This window comes from Paraclostridium dentum (genome assembly GCF_048568265.1).
In the GTDB taxonomy this organism is placed as follows: domain Bacteria; phylum Bacillota; class Clostridia; order Peptostreptococcales; family Peptostreptococcaceae; genus Paraclostridium; species Paraclostridium dentum.
The window spans coordinates 1,989,897-2,006,815 of record NZ_CP183813.1 but is presented as its reverse complement, the minus strand read 5'-3'; the positions used below and the strand labels follow the sequence as shown (position 1 = coordinate 2,006,815).

The 16,919-nt window shown below is 25.1% G+C and carries 17 protein-coding genes; 14 read left to right on the top strand and 3 right to left on the bottom strand.

Translation table 11 applies throughout. The annotated features are described in order from the left end of the window. Nucleotides 1-2: 2 nt before the first annotated feature. A complete protein-coding gene (locus tag ACN6I1_RS09155; RefSeq protein WP_419741704.1) occupies nucleotides 3-758 on the top strand; it encodes an ABC transporter ATP-binding protein in 756 nt (251 codons plus the stop codon). Nucleotides 759-785: 27 nt separating this feature from the next. On the opposite strand, the gene ACN6I1_RS09150 is transcribed toward ACN6I1_RS09155, so the two are convergent. Then, nucleotides 786-1,595, bottom strand: coding sequence for a MerR family transcriptional regulator (locus ACN6I1_RS09150; protein WP_419741703.1), 810 nt, complete (start codon nucleotides 1,593-1,595; stop codon nucleotides 786-788). Nucleotides 1,596-1,708: 113 nt separating this feature from the next. On the opposite strand from ACN6I1_RS09150, the gene ACN6I1_RS09145 reads away from it, so the two are divergent. From ACN6I1_RS09145 to ACN6I1_RS09095, 11 genes are all read left to right on the top strand, one after another. After that, a complete protein-coding gene (locus ACN6I1_RS09145) occupies nucleotides 1,709-3,034 on the top strand; it encodes an MATE family efflux transporter (RefSeq protein WP_419741702.1) in 1,326 nt (441 codons plus the stop codon). A gap of 94 nt (nucleotides 3,035-3,128) precedes the next feature. After that, nucleotides 3,129-4,496, top strand: coding sequence for a GTP pyrophosphokinase (locus ACN6I1_RS09140; RefSeq protein WP_035117502.1), 1,368 nt, complete (start codon nucleotides 3,129-3,131; stop codon nucleotides 4,494-4,496). Between the two features lie 143 nt (nucleotides 4,497-4,639). Further along, the gene (locus ACN6I1_RS09135; protein WP_419741701.1) at nucleotides 4,640-5,878 is read left to right on the top strand and encodes an MFS transporter; all 1,239 of its coding nucleotides are present in this window, start codon (nucleotides 4,640-4,642) and stop codon (nucleotides 5,876-5,878) included. Nucleotides 5,879-5,999: 121 nt separating this feature from the next. Continuing rightward, on the top strand, nucleotides 6,000-6,908 hold the full coding sequence (locus ACN6I1_RS09130) for an ATP-binding cassette domain-containing protein (protein WP_419741700.1): 909 nt from the start codon (nucleotides 6,000-6,002) through the stop codon (nucleotides 6,906-6,908). Between the two features lie 2 nt (nucleotides 6,909-6,910). Beyond that, the gene (locus ACN6I1_RS09125; protein ID WP_419741699.1) at nucleotides 6,911-7,621 is read left to right on the top strand and encodes an ABC transporter permease; all 711 of its coding nucleotides are present in this window, start codon (nucleotides 6,911-6,913) and stop codon (nucleotides 7,619-7,621) included. Nucleotides 7,622-7,667: 46 nt separating this feature from the next. Further along, nucleotides 7,668-8,360 carry a response regulator transcription factor gene (locus ACN6I1_RS09120; RefSeq protein ID WP_419741698.1) on the top strand — a complete coding sequence of 231 codons (693 nt, stop codon included), beginning with the start codon at nucleotides 7,668-7,670 and terminating at the stop codon, nucleotides 8,358-8,360. A 25-nt stretch (nucleotides 8,361-8,385) separates the two neighbouring features. Then, complete coding sequence (locus ACN6I1_RS09115; RefSeq protein WP_419741697.1) at nucleotides 8,386-8,850, top strand: LURP-one-related/scramblase family protein; 465 nt, start codon at nucleotides 8,386-8,388, stop codon at nucleotides 8,848-8,850. A 121-nt stretch (nucleotides 8,851-8,971) separates the two neighbouring features. Continuing rightward, nucleotides 8,972-10,348: an ATP-binding protein gene (locus ACN6I1_RS09110; protein WP_419741696.1), complete on the top strand. Its 1,377-nt coding sequence runs from the start codon at nucleotides 8,972-8,974 to the stop codon at nucleotides 10,346-10,348. An 88-nt stretch (nucleotides 10,349-10,436) separates the two neighbouring features. After that, on the top strand, nucleotides 10,437-12,110 hold the full coding sequence (locus ACN6I1_RS09105; protein ID WP_419741695.1) for a MutS-related protein: 1,674 nt from the start codon (nucleotides 10,437-10,439) through the stop codon (nucleotides 12,108-12,110). Between the two features lie 249 nt (nucleotides 12,111-12,359). Beyond that, complete coding sequence (locus ACN6I1_RS09100) at nucleotides 12,360-12,794, top strand: MarR family winged helix-turn-helix transcriptional regulator (protein ID WP_419741694.1); 435 nt, start codon at nucleotides 12,360-12,362, stop codon at nucleotides 12,792-12,794. 23 nt (nucleotides 12,795-12,817) lie between these two features. Then, nucleotides 12,818-13,591 (top strand): EFR1 family ferrodoxin, encoded by a 774-nt coding sequence (locus ACN6I1_RS09095; protein ID WP_419741693.1) that lies wholly within the window; start codon nucleotides 12,818-12,820, stop codon nucleotides 13,589-13,591. 67 nt (nucleotides 13,592-13,658) lie between these two features. On the opposite strand, the gene ACN6I1_RS09090 is transcribed toward ACN6I1_RS09095, so the two are convergent. Together ACN6I1_RS09090 and ACN6I1_RS09085 are read right to left on the bottom strand one after the other, a co-directional pair. Continuing rightward, the gene (locus ACN6I1_RS09090; RefSeq protein WP_419741692.1) at nucleotides 13,659-13,997 is read right to left on the bottom strand and encodes a DUF1622 domain-containing protein; all 339 of its coding nucleotides are present in this window, start codon (nucleotides 13,995-13,997) and stop codon (nucleotides 13,659-13,661) included. Nucleotides 13,998-14,060: 63 nt separating this feature from the next. Next, nucleotides 14,061-14,978 (bottom strand): CPBP family intramembrane glutamic endopeptidase, encoded by a 918-nt coding sequence (locus tag ACN6I1_RS09085; RefSeq protein WP_419741691.1) that lies wholly within the window; start codon nucleotides 14,976-14,978, stop codon nucleotides 14,061-14,063. A 153-nt stretch (nucleotides 14,979-15,131) separates the two neighbouring features. Here ACN6I1_RS09085 and ACN6I1_RS09080 point away from each other — a divergent pair, with 153 nt between their 5' ends. Together ACN6I1_RS09080 and ACN6I1_RS09075 are read left to right on the top strand one after the other, a co-directional pair. Beyond that, nucleotides 15,132-15,338 carry a DUF378 domain-containing protein gene (locus ACN6I1_RS09080; protein WP_021431189.1) on the top strand — a complete coding sequence of 69 codons (207 nt, stop codon included), beginning with the start codon at nucleotides 15,132-15,134 and terminating at the stop codon, nucleotides 15,336-15,338. A gap of 143 nt (nucleotides 15,339-15,481) precedes the next feature. Further along, nucleotides 15,482-16,831, top strand: coding sequence for an MATE family efflux transporter (locus tag ACN6I1_RS09075; RefSeq protein WP_419741690.1), 1,350 nt, complete (start codon nucleotides 15,482-15,484; stop codon nucleotides 16,829-16,831). Nucleotides 16,832-16,919 lie beyond the last annotated feature (88 nt).

Genomic DNA, 16,919 nt, shown 5'->3' with positions numbered 1-16,919 from the left:
ACATGTTAGAAGTAAAAAATCTTTATTGTGGTTATGAAGACGTTGATGTTATAAAAAATGTTAATTTTAAAGTTGAAAGAGGAAAAAATCTTTGCATAGTAGGACCAAATGGATGTGGAAAAAGTACGCTTTTGAAATCTATAGCTAATATTATAAAATATAAAGGAAGTATAACTATTGATGGTATGGAAGTTTGTAATTTTTCAAGGAAAAATCTAGCAAAAAAAGTAGGACTTATGAGTCAGATAACTCAAATATATTTTCCATATACCATATATGAAACTGTAGCACTTGGTAGGTATGCACATTCAACGGGAGTATTTAATTCTTTAAGTAAAGAAGATAAAAAAATAGTATTAGATTGTATTGAAAAGGTAGGATTAAGTGAGATAAAAGATAAAACTATAAATGAATTAAGTGGTGGACAGTTACAAAGAGTATTTTTAGCAAGAACAATTGCTCAAGATCCAGACGTTATACTATTAGATGAACCTACTAATCATCTAGACTTAAAATACCAAATTGAGTTGTTAGAACATTTATCCAAATGGGCAAAAGATAATAATAAAATTGTTATTGGAGTTTTACATGATTTAAACTTAGTTCATTATTTTAGTGATTCAGTTTGTTTATTAAATCATGGAGAGATAGTTTGTTATGGAAGTTCAAGAGAAGTTTTTAATGGAGATTATTTAAAAGAAGTTTACAATATAGACATAAAGGAATTTATGTTAGAGGTTTTGGAAAAATGGAAATAAAAAAGCTTTAGCGATTTTAAAAAATTGCTAAAGCTTTTTTATTGGTATAGATATTTTTGTTATATAATCTTTTGAACTATAAGATGTTAAGCTATCTAAAATACCATATTCAAAAGAAGGTCCTGTCATTTCATAACCATTTTTATTTATAGTATCTATTAGTATTTCGTAAGTTTTTCCTACGTCTTTATATTCTCCTTTGTGAAGAGTTATAGCATAAAGTCCCTCAGCTTTTTTTAAAACATTTGGAGAACTTAATTTATTATGTAAGGGGAAGAATACGGAATGCGCAGTAGTATAGTTTTTGCTAAGTAAATTTTCTAACGATATTATTGTACCTACTTGATAGTTGTATGGATATTTATTTTTAGTAACTATAGTTAATAATTTTTTAAATGCTATATCAGTTTGTAAAAGTTGAAAAGGTTCTTCTACTTTTTGTGTAATGATAAATTCAGATTGCAATTCTTGAAAGTAAACTGTATCATCATATTCATTTAAGCTTTCTATTGTTTCTATTTTATTCTCAAGCCTTGCTATACTTTTTTTCAAATTTTTAAGTTGAGATTGCAACTTGATTTTTTGTTCTTTTAGAAGAATTAATGCTTTGTTATCATCTCTTTTAATTAAAAAATCTTTAATTTCTTTTATAGGAATTCCAAGTTCTCTTAAAACTAATATACTATCTAAAACTTCTAATTGATCAGAAGTGTAGTATCTATATCCGTTACTTTCATCAACAACTTTAGGTTTAAATAAATCTATATTATCATAATAGATTAGCGTTTGTTTGTTCATTTCATTTAACTTTGCTAATTCGCCTACAGTAAAATTCAAATATATCACCTCAAATTTTATTTTAAAATTCCATTGACAATATAGTTACTATATCCTTCACAATTAATAATGTCAAGTAATATCAATTATTTAAAAAATATAGAGGTGAAAAAATGGAAGAAGTATTTACGAAAAAACAAAATTACAAGGAGTTTTTAAGATATGTATTTCCATCCATCATAACAATGATATTTCTATCATTTTATACTACTATAGATGGATTTTTCGTATCGAGATATGTAAACTCAGATGCACTGGCATCAATAAACATTATAATACCTATAACTTGTGTAGTATTTGGTATTGCAGTTATGCTAGCTACGGGATCTGGAGCTTTAGTTGGCATAAAGCTTGGGGAAAAAAACATACAAGGAGCTAATGAGTTATTTTCATTTATAACAGTAGTTTTAATTTCTATAGGAGTAGTACTTACTATTTTGGGAGTAATATTTTTGGATCCTATACTTAGATTCTTAGGAACAACTGATATATTATATCCATACGCAAAAACATATGGGATTGTAACTGTACTTATGACTATTCCAATGATGTTAAAGTTATACTTTGAATACTATGCTAGAGTAGATGGTAGCCCTAAAGTATCTCTTTTAATGTCTTCACTAGGATTAGTTTTAAACATAGTTTTTGATTTTTTATTTATAGTAGTGTTTGATATGGGAATTTTAGGTGCTGGATTAGGAACATATATTGCCATAACTATTTCAGGTATAATAGGAATAATTTATTTCAAAGGAAATAATTCGAATTTAGAATTTACAAAACCAAAAGCTAATTTTAAAGAACTATTTAATTCTTGTTATAATGGTAGTTCAGAAATGTTTACAGAGCTATCAACAGGTATAACTACATTTTTATTCAATAAAAGTATATTAACTTTTAGCGGAGAAAATGGTGTTGCTGCAATGTCGATAATAATATATATATATTATTTCTTTATAGCGGTATATTTTGGAATTGCAGTTGGAATAGGACCTATGATTAGTTATAACTTTGGAGCTAAAAATAAAGAAAAAATAAAAGAAAGTTTAAAACATAGTTTTGTAACAATTGGATGGAGTTCTATAGTTATATTTTTAATTTCTATAATTGGAGGTAAGTATATAATATCTATATTTACTAATGACTTAGAGGTTTATACTATTGCTACATCAGGTATAAAATTATTTTCATATGGATTTTTAATAATAGGAACAAATATTTTTATGTCAGGTTATTTTACAGCTATAGGGAATGGACAGGTATCTGCTATAATATCTATTCTTAGATCTTTAGTATTTGTAGTAGCGACAATTACTGTATTGCCTAAGTTCATAGGCTTAAATGGTATATGGTTAGCAATACCTATTGCTGAGTTATTGACTATATTTTTCTCCGTTACTTTTTACTTTAGAAAAGGTATTAGAGCGTATAAAAAGTAATAACTTAAATAAAATTACAATTTCGTTATTTGCTTAAACTTGAGTTTTTGTGTAAAATTTAGTTATATAAAAAAGACGCCAAGGAGAACTTATTATGAGTTTGAGAGAATTTGAATACATTGATGAAGCTGTAGAATTGTTAAATGATATAACACCGACGCTGAACATGTTATCAGAAGAACTAGTAAAATATTTTGAATGCATATTAAATATTAACGAACAAGAATACTTAAATGTCAATTCAAGAGTAAAGAGTGAATATAGCTTAAGAGAAAAAATTATAAGAAACAAATATTTAAATAAATATAAAACACCTAAAATGTTAATACATAATCTATCAGATTTAATTGGAGTAAGATTAGAGTGTAGGTTCATAGAGGAAGAAAGAAATATATATAAGCTTTTAAAATCATATTTCAATATAAGTGAAGATCATATATATTACTATAATGAAGAAAATGAAAATATAAGAATTAGATTAGACAAAGACCAACCAAGAAAACAAAAAAATGGATTTGAAATATATAGAATCGATGGATTGTTTTTATATGGAGATAATAAAATAAATTTTGAAATTCAGATAAAATCTATGGTTAATATTTTTTGGAGTGAAATAGAACATAATGTTATTTACAAGAATAATGCATATGTTATGATGGATAAGTTTTTAAGTGATGTATTTGCTTCAATAAAGACAAATTTAACACTTATAGATAATCAATTACTATCTGTTTATAAAAATTTCAGTGGAAATAATAAAGACAAAGATAGCAAAAGAAAATCTATGGAAAAGTTTTTAGCAAAGATTGCATATGATACATTTGCAGACAAAATGGAAGCTGACATAGGATTTATAATAGATTTTAAAAAACCTTGTGAGACAATAATAAATTATTCGTTTAATAAAGAAAAAGATGGAATGGATATAAGTGAAGATACTACAATAAAAGGACTTAAAAGAATAAATGAAATTTCTAAAAAAGATATAGACTTTAATTCTAAAATTAGATTTGGGAAATTACCTGAGTTTGAGGATGAATTTTGTGAAAGGCTAGGGAATTTTATTATATCTAAATTAAATTGTGAGTTTATATGGAATTTATTCTTTAGAATTCTATTTGAAGTAGAGCCACTTAATAATAAAAAAGATTTTGAAAACTTTATTTTATTTATAAAAGAAAAAGTAGTTCCTATAAAATATCAAGCAAAATTAGAATTAGCTTTTGAAAGTGATAGTAAACATGTATTAAAGGATATATACATGGAAGTAGTGGACACTTTAATAGAAATAGACTCTATAGAAATTTTATATGAGGAAAATTTAGATAGTATAAACAATATAACTAAAAAAGTAATAAATGATATATGTAGAAATGTAGATTCGTTTAAAGAATACAAATATAAAAGTGGTAAGTATAGGGAAGTTTTAAATAAAAAAATAAAAGATGCAATACGAGATTAAAACAATAAAACGGCTTGATTTAATTATATAATTAAACCAAGTCGTTTTATTATAATAAACTATTTAAAGAATATTGAAAAAAATTAAAAAAAGAAATACACTTATATTGAAAAGACAAAAAGGTTATGAGAAGAGGGGATATAATGAAAAATGGTTGTAAGATAAAACTAAGTAAGAATATAAAGTTGTTTCTTACTATAAATCTTATAGCTTCTTTTGCTATGGGAATTTTTAATATGTTTGTGGGGATATACCTAAAAGAAATTGGTTATAAAGAACAGTTTGTAGGGAGTGTGCTTTCAATTAATACATTTTCTATAGCAATAGGATCTATCTTTAGTGCGTACTTAATTGAAAGAATAGGGAGGAAAAAAAGTTTCAATTTAGGATTTATATGTATAGCAATAGGTTCTATTTTTATAGTTTTCTTCAATAATTCAAACTTAATATTAATTATGGCAATTATAAATGGTTTTGGGATGAGTATAAAAACTACAGCAGAAGGTATGTATATACTTGAAAATACATCTGAAGAGGAACGAGTATCAGTTTTTAGTACGAATTTTATAATGTCTAATATTGGTATGATGGGGGCTTCTTTTTTAGGTGGAGTTATGTCATCTTATCTAGATAATTATTTTACATCAAGTGAATCTATAAAGTATATATTTATAATAACTTCTATATTAGCTACTTTAGCTTTGATTCCTATATTTTTTATGAAGGAACCTGAGTATGAAAAACATAGAAATTTAAAAGAATGTTTAAAAGGATATGCATCTATATTAAACAAAAAGATTGTAAGTTTCATGGTTTATCAATTCCTAATAGGAATAGGGGCTGGAATAATTGTACCATTTTTTAGTGTATACTTAAAATATTCTATGGATATAGGAGATAATATTGTTGGAACTATACTTTCAATATCACAATTTGGGTGTATAATAGGAGGCATGATTATACCTTTTATGTCGAACAAGTTTGGAAAGGTAAAATCAGTTATAATTTGCCAATTATTATCTATTCCATTTTTACTATCAATTGCTTTTCCACAAGGAATATTCATTATAACTATTGCATTTTTTATGAGAAACGGACTTATGAATATGGCTATGCCGCTTATTCAAAATTTATCTATGGAAATTGTGCATGAAAGTGAAAGGACTAATATGAGCAGTTTAATAGCATTATCTAGTAATATTAGTAGAGCTATAGGAATTGCAATTGGTGGCTTTTTAATGGAAACTATATCTTATACAATTCCTTATTATTTTACGGTTATATTTTATTTAATAGCAGTTATATTATTTAGTTATATATATAAGAATGAACTTAAAAGTAAAAAGAACTTACAATGTTTAAATATTACGAGCAATAAATAAAACTAGCTGAAAAGCTAGTTTTTTTATTAAAAAAATTAAAAATATTAAATAATCTAGAAAGGTTTTAGAAAGGTTACAATTTTAAAATTAGAGTATCAAATTAAATTAAGAGGTGATAAGTGTGAAGGAAATTTTAAAAGTTCAAAACCTGACTAAAAAACGAGGTAATAAGGTAGTTGTAGATAATTTAAGCTTTACTGTAAACCAAGGTGATATATTTGGATTTCTAGGGCCAAATGGAGCTGGTAAAAGTACTACAATGAAGATGATATTGAAATTAATTAATAAAGATGGAGGAAAAGTTTATATTGATGGATATGATATAGACAAAAAATTTAAAGAGGCTATAAAAAATGTAGCAGCTATAATAGAAAGTCCGGCAATATATCTTGAATTAACGGCATATGAAAATTTAAAAATAGTAAAAAACTTTAGTGATACATACTCTTGTAGTTATGAAATTGATGAAGCATTGGAAATAGTAGGACTTAGAGGTAGAGGCAATGAAAAAGTTAAAAATTACTCTTTAGGAATGAAACAAAGGCTAGGTATTGCTATGGCACTTATAAAAAATCCTAAAATAATACTATTAGATGAACCTACAAATGGATTAGATCCAAAAGGGGTTATCGAAATGAGACAGTTAATAAAAGAATTAGTAACTAAACATAAAAAAACTATTATTATATCTTCACATATTCTACATGAAATAGAAATGATTTGTAATAAAGTTATAATTATAAAAAATGGGAAGCAAATTCTAGAATCAGACATAGAAAGCATAACTACTAAAAAAGATCTATTTTTTATAAAAACTACAAGCATAGGAGAAGCATCAAGGATTTTAAATAATAAAAATTACGTAAAGGTAGAAAAAGTAGAAAAAAATGGAATAATTGTTCAAGCTAATGAATCTAGCATAGCCTTAGTAATAAAAGAACTTGTAAATAATAATATACCAATATATGAAGTATCATTAAGCAATAGTTCTTTAGAAGACATATTTATAGAAGTTACAGGAGGGAATTAATTATGAATAGTATAATAAAAAATGAATTTATAAGTAATAAAAAGATTGCTTTACTGTTGGTAAATATTTTGATACTAGCATCTACAGCACTTGCGTATTTTGCAATTACTAAAATATCAGGGACTGAAGTTTTAAGTGAATCACAAATAATGTCAATGTTTGTTCAATCAACATTAAAGATAATACCTCCATTTATTATAATTTTAATTTCTAAAGTAATAACTGAAGAATTTTCTAATGGAGGAATGAAAATATATCTTATAAATCCTATAAGTAGGACGGAAGTTTTAATAGGCAAGTTAGTATTTATATGCATAAATGTGTTGATTACTATAGTAATTCAAATCATAATGAGTATTATAGTAACTTCAATATTGACCCAAATCCCAGAGTTAGGATTAATTAGCGATGTAATTTATAAATATTTAGTTACATTAATACCTATAGTAGGATTGATTTCAATTTTATTTATACCAGGACTTTTAATAAAAAGTTCAAGACATACAATATCAGTTGGCATTTTTATAATAGTTGGATTTGATATACTATGTTCATATTTTACTAAGTTGAATCCATACAGCATAACTTATATATTAAAAAATATAGCAGATATAAATAATCATATTGTTAATAATATTATAATAAGTTTAGTTTACTTGTTAGTAGGAATGGTAGTTTCAAGCTACATTTTTAAAAATAAGGAAATAAGATAATTTAAATATAAATAGATAATTCTAGTAATATTAAAGGAGGATTATAATGCATAATATCTTAATCGTAGATGATGAAAAAGAAATAGTAGAGTTAATAGAACTTTACTTTAGAAGTTCTGATTATAAAATATTTAAGGCCTATGATGGAATCGAGGCTATTAACATTATAGATAAAAATGATATTAATTTAGCTATTGTTGATATAATGATGCCGAATTTAAATGGATATTCATTAATTCAAAACATAAGAAGCAAGTTAAATATACCAATAATAGTTATTTCAGCAAAAGTTGAAGGATACGATAAAATATTAGCTTTAGATATGGGAGCAGACGATTATGTTACAAAGCCATTTGATCCTTTAGAATTAGTTGCTAGAGTTAACGCACAAATAAGAAGGGTGTATGGATATTCAAATCCACCTGAAATTGAAGAAAAGTTAATACAAGTTGGAGATTTAAAATTAGATTTAGAAGCTTTCAAGCTAACAAAAAATAATAAAGAAATACCTCTTACATCAACAGAATTAAAAATAGTTGAATTATTTATGAAAAATCCAAATAAAGTTTTTACAAAAAAAAATTTATTTGAATCTGTGTGGGATGAAGTTTATATAGCAGAAGATAATGCTATAATGGTTCAAATAAGTAAAATAAGAGATAAAATTGAAGATACTAGTAAAGAACCAAAATATATAAAGACTATAAGAGGAATAGGATATAAATTTGAAAGTAAATAAATATTTATAAATTGGGAGGAAAACTATGAAATATTATATGAAATCTAAACTTTTTAAATTGAAGGAAGACTTTTGGATAAAAAATGATAAAGAAGAAGATGCATTCTTTGTAGATAATAAATTAATGTCTGTAGGGCTACAATTCAAAATGATGAAGGAGGATAAAACTTTATATGATGTAAAACAAAAACTAGCATTATTACCTAAGTATGAAGTTATAGAAAATTCAGAAGTAGTAGCTACTTTAAATAAAAAATTAACTTTTATAAAAGATAAAATGACTATAAATTGTAAATATGGAGAATTAATAGTAAATGGAAATTTATTCGATAGGAAATATAAAATTTATAAAGGTGATAATGAAATTGCTGATATAAAAAAAGATTTATTTAAACTTACAGATGGATATACTATAGATATAAATTTTGAAGATGAAGCTTTTATATTAACATTAATAGTAATAATAGATGATATTTTAGATAAACATTAAACATATTAACTAAAAAAATATAATCAAAATTGAAAACATTGGTAAAATACTCTATATATAGTAATTTATATATAGAGTATTTTTATAATAATAATTAAAAAAGTATGAAAGGAAAATTATTTTGAGAAAAGGTAAAAGTTTATATAGTATATTTGTAGTAAATTCTATTTTAGCTACATTAATATTTATAATTGGAATAATAATATTTCTTTACTTAATTTTGTTTGAAATAAGAAATGTAGTAAATAGTAAAAATTTAGAAGTAACGAAAAGGGAAATAAACTATTTATTTAAAGAAAATTATAACGATATAGATATTAAAAAAGTATTAAATGAAGGTGGATGGGTAGAAGAAGTTAAAAATGGTAAAGTGGTAAATGTAACAGGTGTAAAAAAAGATAAAAAAGAATTTTACTCAATTGAAGATTTTATAAATGAAAAAAATACAAACTATAAGTATGAAGAAAGAGCATATAAGCAAGGTAATAAGTTATATATTGTAAAGATACCAGATTATGACTATAAGCTTTTGCATGAAATGTATGGAACTAAAAAATCCAAGACTTACATATATTTTAGTTTAGTACTAACAATAGCTATAGTATTTTTAATGTTTATTTTGCTATCTATATTGTCTATAAAGAAGATATCTAGGCCACTTAAAATTTTAGAAAATGAAATAAAAAAAATGAGTGAAGGATATTCAAATGTAGGAGTTAAGTTCAATTCATATAGAGAATTTAATAGAATAAAAGAATCATTTAATAACACTGTTGATAAACTTGAAAAATCTGAAATAGAAAGACGTATTGCCGAAGACAGTAAAAAGAGAATTATAAGAGATATTTCTCATGACTTAAAAACGCCAATAACTTCAATACTAGGATATTCAAAGGCAATATCACAAGGCGTTGTAAAAAATGAAGAGGAAAAAAAGATATACTTAGATTATATATACAATAAAGCTAAAAGAATTAATTATTTAGTTGATGAATTGTTTGTTTTTTCAAAACTAGATAGTCCAGGTTATAAGTTAAACTTAGAAAAACATGATATAAGCGAATTTGTAAGAGAATTAGTAGCTTTGTATTATATAGATATAGAAGAAAATGGATTTTTACTTGACGTGAATATACCAGAAGAAAGTATATATTCTATTATAGATACTAAGGCGTTGGAGAGGGCCTTAGGAAATATAATTATAAATGCAATAAAATATAATGAAGTTGGAACAACTATTACTGTTGATTTAAAGAAGGGTGACAAGTATATAGATATAATTATATCTGATAACGGATGTGGAATTTCAGATGATGTTATAGAAAATATATTTGATGAATTTGTAAGAGCTGATAAAGCACGTAAAACAGATGGAGGAAGTGGGTTAGGACTAGCAATAACTAAAAAAATTATAAAACTTCATAATGGAAAATTAAAATTGTATAGTGAAAAAGATATAGGAACAAAGTTCTCTATAAGGTTAGATAGACTATTATAAAATCTTGAGATGAACCCAAGATCCTCTATTTTTTAGTTATATATTACTATATAATATAATTAAATCAGTATTAAAAAGGAGAAGTTAAATGGGGGAAGTTTGGAAAGTATTAGTAGGTATAATAGTTATCGTAGTAGTTGGAATAGTTTTTTCCATTGTTGAAAATAGAAAAAGACTAGAATATATAAAATTTAATATAATAAATAACTATGGAAAAACTATTAATTTGGATGAAGTTATGATAAAAATGAAAAATGTATCTAGTTACTTTAGAAATAAAAATGAAAAAAACATAATTGATGATATAACTTGGAATGATTTAAATATGGATGATGTTTTTAAAAAAATAAATAACACACAGTCTACAGCTGGACAAGAAGTTCTATATGATATGTTAAGAACTCCAGTATACAGTCAGGCAGTCCTAACAAAACGTGATAAAGTTATAGAATTTTTTAAGAAAAATGAAAAAGAAAGATATGATATACAATTTATTTTAGGCAAACTTGGAAAAAGTAATGAACTTTATATAACAAATTGTTTATTTAATAAAGAAGATAATAGTAGAAGTAACCTATTAAAATTTACATTATTATCATGGATACCAGCAATTAGTTTACTGCTATTATTTATACATCCAATGTTTTTAATAGTAACTGTAGGTTGTGTTGTATTAAATGTATTTATAAGTCAGAGAAATAAAGTTGAAAACTATGATACAAATGGACTTAGTTATATGATAAGTTTGGTTAACGCAGCAAATAAAATAAAAGAAAAAAATATCTTTGAAATAGATGAAAACATTGATTCTATAGATGAAAGTTTAAAGAAACTAAAAAATATTAAAAGAAAAAGTTTAGGAATTCAGGAAAAAAGCATAATGAGCGATATGGATGTATTTGCAGAATATGCAAATTTAATATTTTTAAGAGAGATAATAACTTATGAAAAAGTTAAAAACACAATAATAAAAAATAAAAAAGAATTAAAAAATGTATATGAGTATGTAGGAACTATAGATTCACTAATTGCTATAGCTTCATTTAGAGAGAGTTTAGATTTTTATACAAAACCTTGTTTGAAAATTTCACAAAAAAGAGAAGACAATAATATAGAGTTTAAAGATATATATCATCCACTTGTAAAAGAACCAGTTTTAAATAATGGTAATTTTTCAAAAGGAGTATTAATCACAGGGTCTAATGCATCTGGAAAGTCAACATTTATAAAAACTATAGCAATAAATGCTATAATGGCTCAAACTATATATACTTGTTTTGCTAAAGAATATAAGACCTCATATTTCAATATATATACGTCTATGGCATTAAAAGATGATATACACAGTAGTGAAAGTTATTATATAGTTGAAATTAAATCTCTTAAGAGAATATTAAATCAAGTACAGAATAACATTCCATGCTTGTGTTTTGTAGATGAAATTTTAAGAGGTACAAATACAGTTGAAAGAATAGCGTCTTCTTGTGAGGTTTTGAAAAATATAGGAAACGAGAATACACTATGTTTTGCAGCTACACATGACGTAGAACTTACATATATGCTAGATGATATATTTGAAAACTACCATTTTGAAGAGACTATAACAGATAATGATATAAAATTTGATTATAAGATTCATAGAGGAAGAGCGCAAACTAGAAATGCTATAAAGTTATTAGAATTTATGGGTTACGATAAAAAATTAGTAGAAAATGCTAATTATAGAGCGAAAAAATTCTTGGAGACTGGTAAATGGAAATAAGAAATTTTATTTTTAAAATGGTTACTTAATTTATAAGTTAAGTATTAGGTGAGATAGAATTTAAAGTGAAAAGCAATACACCAATAGTTTTTATAATTATAGTAAAAATAAAAAAAGTAAATGAGTTTATTAAAATTAATGCTACAAAATAAGCTTTGTAGTATTAATTTTAATAAAAATGTTGCGTGCGCAACGAATATATATTATAATAATTTTTAAATAAGTACATTAGTATATGGAGGAGTAGAAATGAAAAAATATGAACCCCTTGGTGATTTAATATATTTTATATCAAAAGAACTAAAATCAAGAATGGATGAGTCTTTAAAAGAAAGAAATTTAGGGCAAGGACAATTATTAACTCTAATGACTTTATTTAAACTAAAAAATTATGATGAAATCACTCAAGAAGATTTAGCTAAAGTTATGGGTATAAATAAAGCTAATACAAGTAGAAACTTAGCTAAATTAAAAGAAAGTGGATTTATAGTGATAAATCAAAGTAAGGATGATCAGAGGAAAAAAAATATTGAACTTACAAATAAAGCTTTTGAAGAATTTTTATATTTAGAAAAAATCATGAGAGAAATTCACAATGAAATGATATCTGGATTAGATTCATCTTCTTTAGATTGCACTTTATCTACATTAATAAAGATGAAAGAAAATTTACTCAACAAATAGGACTTAAATATTAGGAGGCATATATGAAGATTAATATATTATATTTTTCAGGAACAGGAAATACAAAATATGTAGCAGATTACTTAGGTGAAAAACTAAAAAATGAAAACCATATAGTTAAAATTGATAGTATTGATGAAAATCCTATATTAGATAAAGATGTGGATTTACTTATAATTGGAGGACCAAACTATGCATCAAATGTACCTGAAAAACTTTTAAAATGGGTAGTTAAAAATGTTCCTAAAAATAATTCTAATGCAATAGTTTTCTGTACGTCAGCAGGAATAGTTAATGCTCATGGGGTAGACTCATTAGAAAATAAATTGAAAAAAAAGGGATATAACATTGTTAGTAAAGAAACTTTTGTAATGCCTAGAAATTTTTATTTTGGCAAATATCCTCAAAACACAGATGATGAGATCAATCAAATTTTAAGTCAAACGAATGAGCAGTTAGATGAGTTATTAAAAAATATCAAGTTTAATAATTATGAAAATGAAAATACAGAAATTACTAGTATATTAAAAATAGATTTTTTTGCTAAGTTATTTAATTTTATAGCAAAAATTATAGGTAAAAGTTTTTCAGTCGACAATAGCTGTATAAAATGTGGGAAATGTGTAAAAAATTGCCCTAAAGCGAATATAAGATATGATAAAAATAAAAATATTAAATTTGGAAATGATTGTATGGCTTGTATGAGGTGTATACACAACTGTCCTAAACACTCAATAAGCTATAATAATAAAAAGTATGATCAATATAACTTAAATCAATATATAAAAATTAAATAAAGCTATGGCGTAAGATAAAAAAGTAAGTAGTTTAAATAAATTTATTTAAACTACTTACTTTTTTTATTTAAATTTTTCTGTTGTTTTCATTATTATCTTGTTTAATTTCCCATTCTATAACAACAGTCATAAGCACTCTAAGTAAAAATACAGCACCTAAAATAACAAGTTCATCTAGGTTTTTCACTAAAACTGTTTTTAAAATCTCAGCTGCCAATTTAAATTCAAGACCTGTGGCCATAGCTGTAGCAAATTGATGTTTTACGCTAACATCTATTTTAAATAAAACTTTTCTAATATAGTAATAAAAAGCTGTAAATGCTCCTATAGATATAACTACAACGCCCATAAACTCAAATATGCTTACTAAAATAGGAATGTACTTAGTCATAAACTCTTCTAGCATAAAAATCCTCCTAAATTGAAGAAAATACAGTTATAAATAGTATTAGTTAGATTAAGATAATTATTAACAATATTTATTAAAGAAGCCTTTTCTATCAAGTAAAAGAATAAAAGCTATCCCTATTATTAATATAATGGTAGATGCAAGACCAGCTTCAGGTCCAAAAACTCCACCAGATATAAGGTTGTTTCCATTTAAGTTAAAATCAAATAAGCTTCCAACAGAAACATTTAATCCACTAACTTCAAATCCAAATAAATTGCCTTGAGCAAAATTCCACGCACTATGCATACCACAAGCACCCCAAAGGTCGTTTGTTTTTATGATATATAGACCAAACAAATACCCAACCAGTATTATATTTAAAATGGCTACTATATTAACATTTGGATTAAATAGGTGAAGCAGTCCGAAAAGAACAGATGAAATAAATAAACCAATGTTTATATTGTAGCGTGCACCTAAAATATTCATAAGCCACCCTCGAGTTAAAATTTCCTCTGTTCCCCCTTGAATTATCCAACCTATTAAAACAATAAAGATGTTTAATAAAGCAAATTTACCTATAGGCTGAGAAGGAGATTGTTCTAAAGATACAAATCCAAATAAATATAGAACAAGTACGACTAAACTCATTAAAATTAGTCCTATTAAAAATCCTATCGAATATTTTCTAAACCAATTGTATTTAGAAAAACCAATTGATCTAATACTTCTTTTCTCTATTTTTGAAACTCTAAAAAATACTAGTAAAGATATACCAATAAAGCTTAGTAATGATGCTAATAGCATTAAAAAATCAGGGTTAGATGAAAATAAAGGAATACCACTTATTAACGAAATTAAGGGAATAATAACTATAGACCCTAAAATTGAACCTATATTTAGAAATAATAAAGCTAAAATTATTGCCCAAAGAAAATTGGGTAGTTTTTTAGAAGTTTTAGCTTTGTCTACTAAAGTTTCATTTCTTATAAACATAAAAAACACCTCCTAAATAGCTATATAATAATACTATCATAAATTAATGGAGAATGTTTTCTTACGATAAAAATTTAAAAATTAGAAAAAAAGAATAATTGAAAGAATACTGGAAATAATAACTAAAAGAAAAAATTAAAGGAGTGCATAAATATGTTATTAAAACAAATCTCATTAGTATTAGTTATTATAGGAGCTTTAAACTGGGGTTCTATAGGACTATTTGAACTTGATCTTGTAGGATACTTATTTGGAGGAACATATTCAATGATAAGTAGAAGTATATTTACATTAGTAGGGGTAGCTGGATTATACTCTTTATATACTTTAGCTACATTAAAAGATGATAAAAATAGATAGAATTTATAATAAATAAAATTCACACTAGAAGGTGTGAATTTTTTATTTTATTAGAAGAATTAAAATATTTGTTGAATTATATTGACTCTATACCTAGTATAGACTTTATAATGTGTTTTAGGAAAAATAATAGGAGGGAAATTATGGTTAGTGAATTTTTAAGATATGCAGTCCCATCATCATTGGCAATGTTTATATCGTCATTATATACCGTTATAGATGGAATCTTTGTTGGCCAAGGTGTTGGAGACTCTGCATTAGCAGCTGTAAACATAGTTCTTCCATTTACTGTAGTTTTATTTGGTATTGCAAGTATGCTAGCAGTTGGAGGAGGGGCTTTAGTATCTAAGAATGTAGGTGCTGAAGATATAGATAAAGCAGTTGATATATTTAGACAAGTATTTAAGCTATTATTAATTATAAGTATAGTAACAAGTATAGTTTGTATCGTATTTACAGGTCCAATTGTAAGGATGTTAGGAGCAACGGATAAATTAGAACCTTTAGCCGTTGAGTACCTTAAATATTATGCTATTTTTTGCACGCCTAACTTAGTTGGTATAGTATTAAATAGTTTTGTAAGAAATGATAATAGACCAAAGCTTGCGATGGTTTCAACTATTGCAGGAGCTATAACTAATGTAATATTAGATTATGTATTTATATTTCCTTTAGGCATGGGAATCAAGGGAGCTGCAATAGCTACGGGGTTAGGACAAATAGTAACAGTAGCTATACTTCTTCCTCATTTCTTAAAGAAAAGAGGGTATTTAAGCTTTGGAAATACATCTTTAAATAAAGATACAATAAAAGAAGTTTTAAATATTGGATTCCCATCATTTTTTGGACAAGCAAGTTTTTCAATCATTGTATTCTTACACAATATAGCACTGTCAAACTTTATGGGAGAAATAGGTATATCAACATATAGTATAATAAACTATATAACTACAAACATTTATATGGTTTTACTAGGATTAACATTTGGGGCACAACCTCTTATAAGTTATAATTTTGGAAGAAGAGATTCTAAAAAAATGTTAAAATTCTATGAGATAAATTGTAAGTGTTCATTAGTTGTTAGTATAGGAGCGGCATTGATATGCTATGTATTTGGAAGAAGCATTGTTGGTATATTTACAACTGATCCAAACATAGCAAAACTTGGGTATCATGGTATAAAGATAGCATGTTTAGCGTATATAATAGGAAGTATAAACTTAAATACATTAGTTTATTATCAAGCTATTGAAATACCTAAATTTTCAAACTTAATTTGTGTATTTAGATCAATTATATTTTTACCTATCTGTTTAATTGTATTACCAAAGTTATTTGGGTTAAATGGAATATGGTCAAGTGTATTAGTTTCAGAATCTATAACATTTATAGTTATGTATATAATGGCCAATGTAAGAAAATATACTGCGAAAGTAATAAATGAATCAGAGCAAAGTCAAGATATAATTTTAGGCGATGCATCTAATATATAAATAAAAAACTGGACTCTAATTAAAGGGTTCAGTTTTTATTTTTTCAAAAAAAGGGTAAAACCATTATATAATTAAAATTATATGGAGG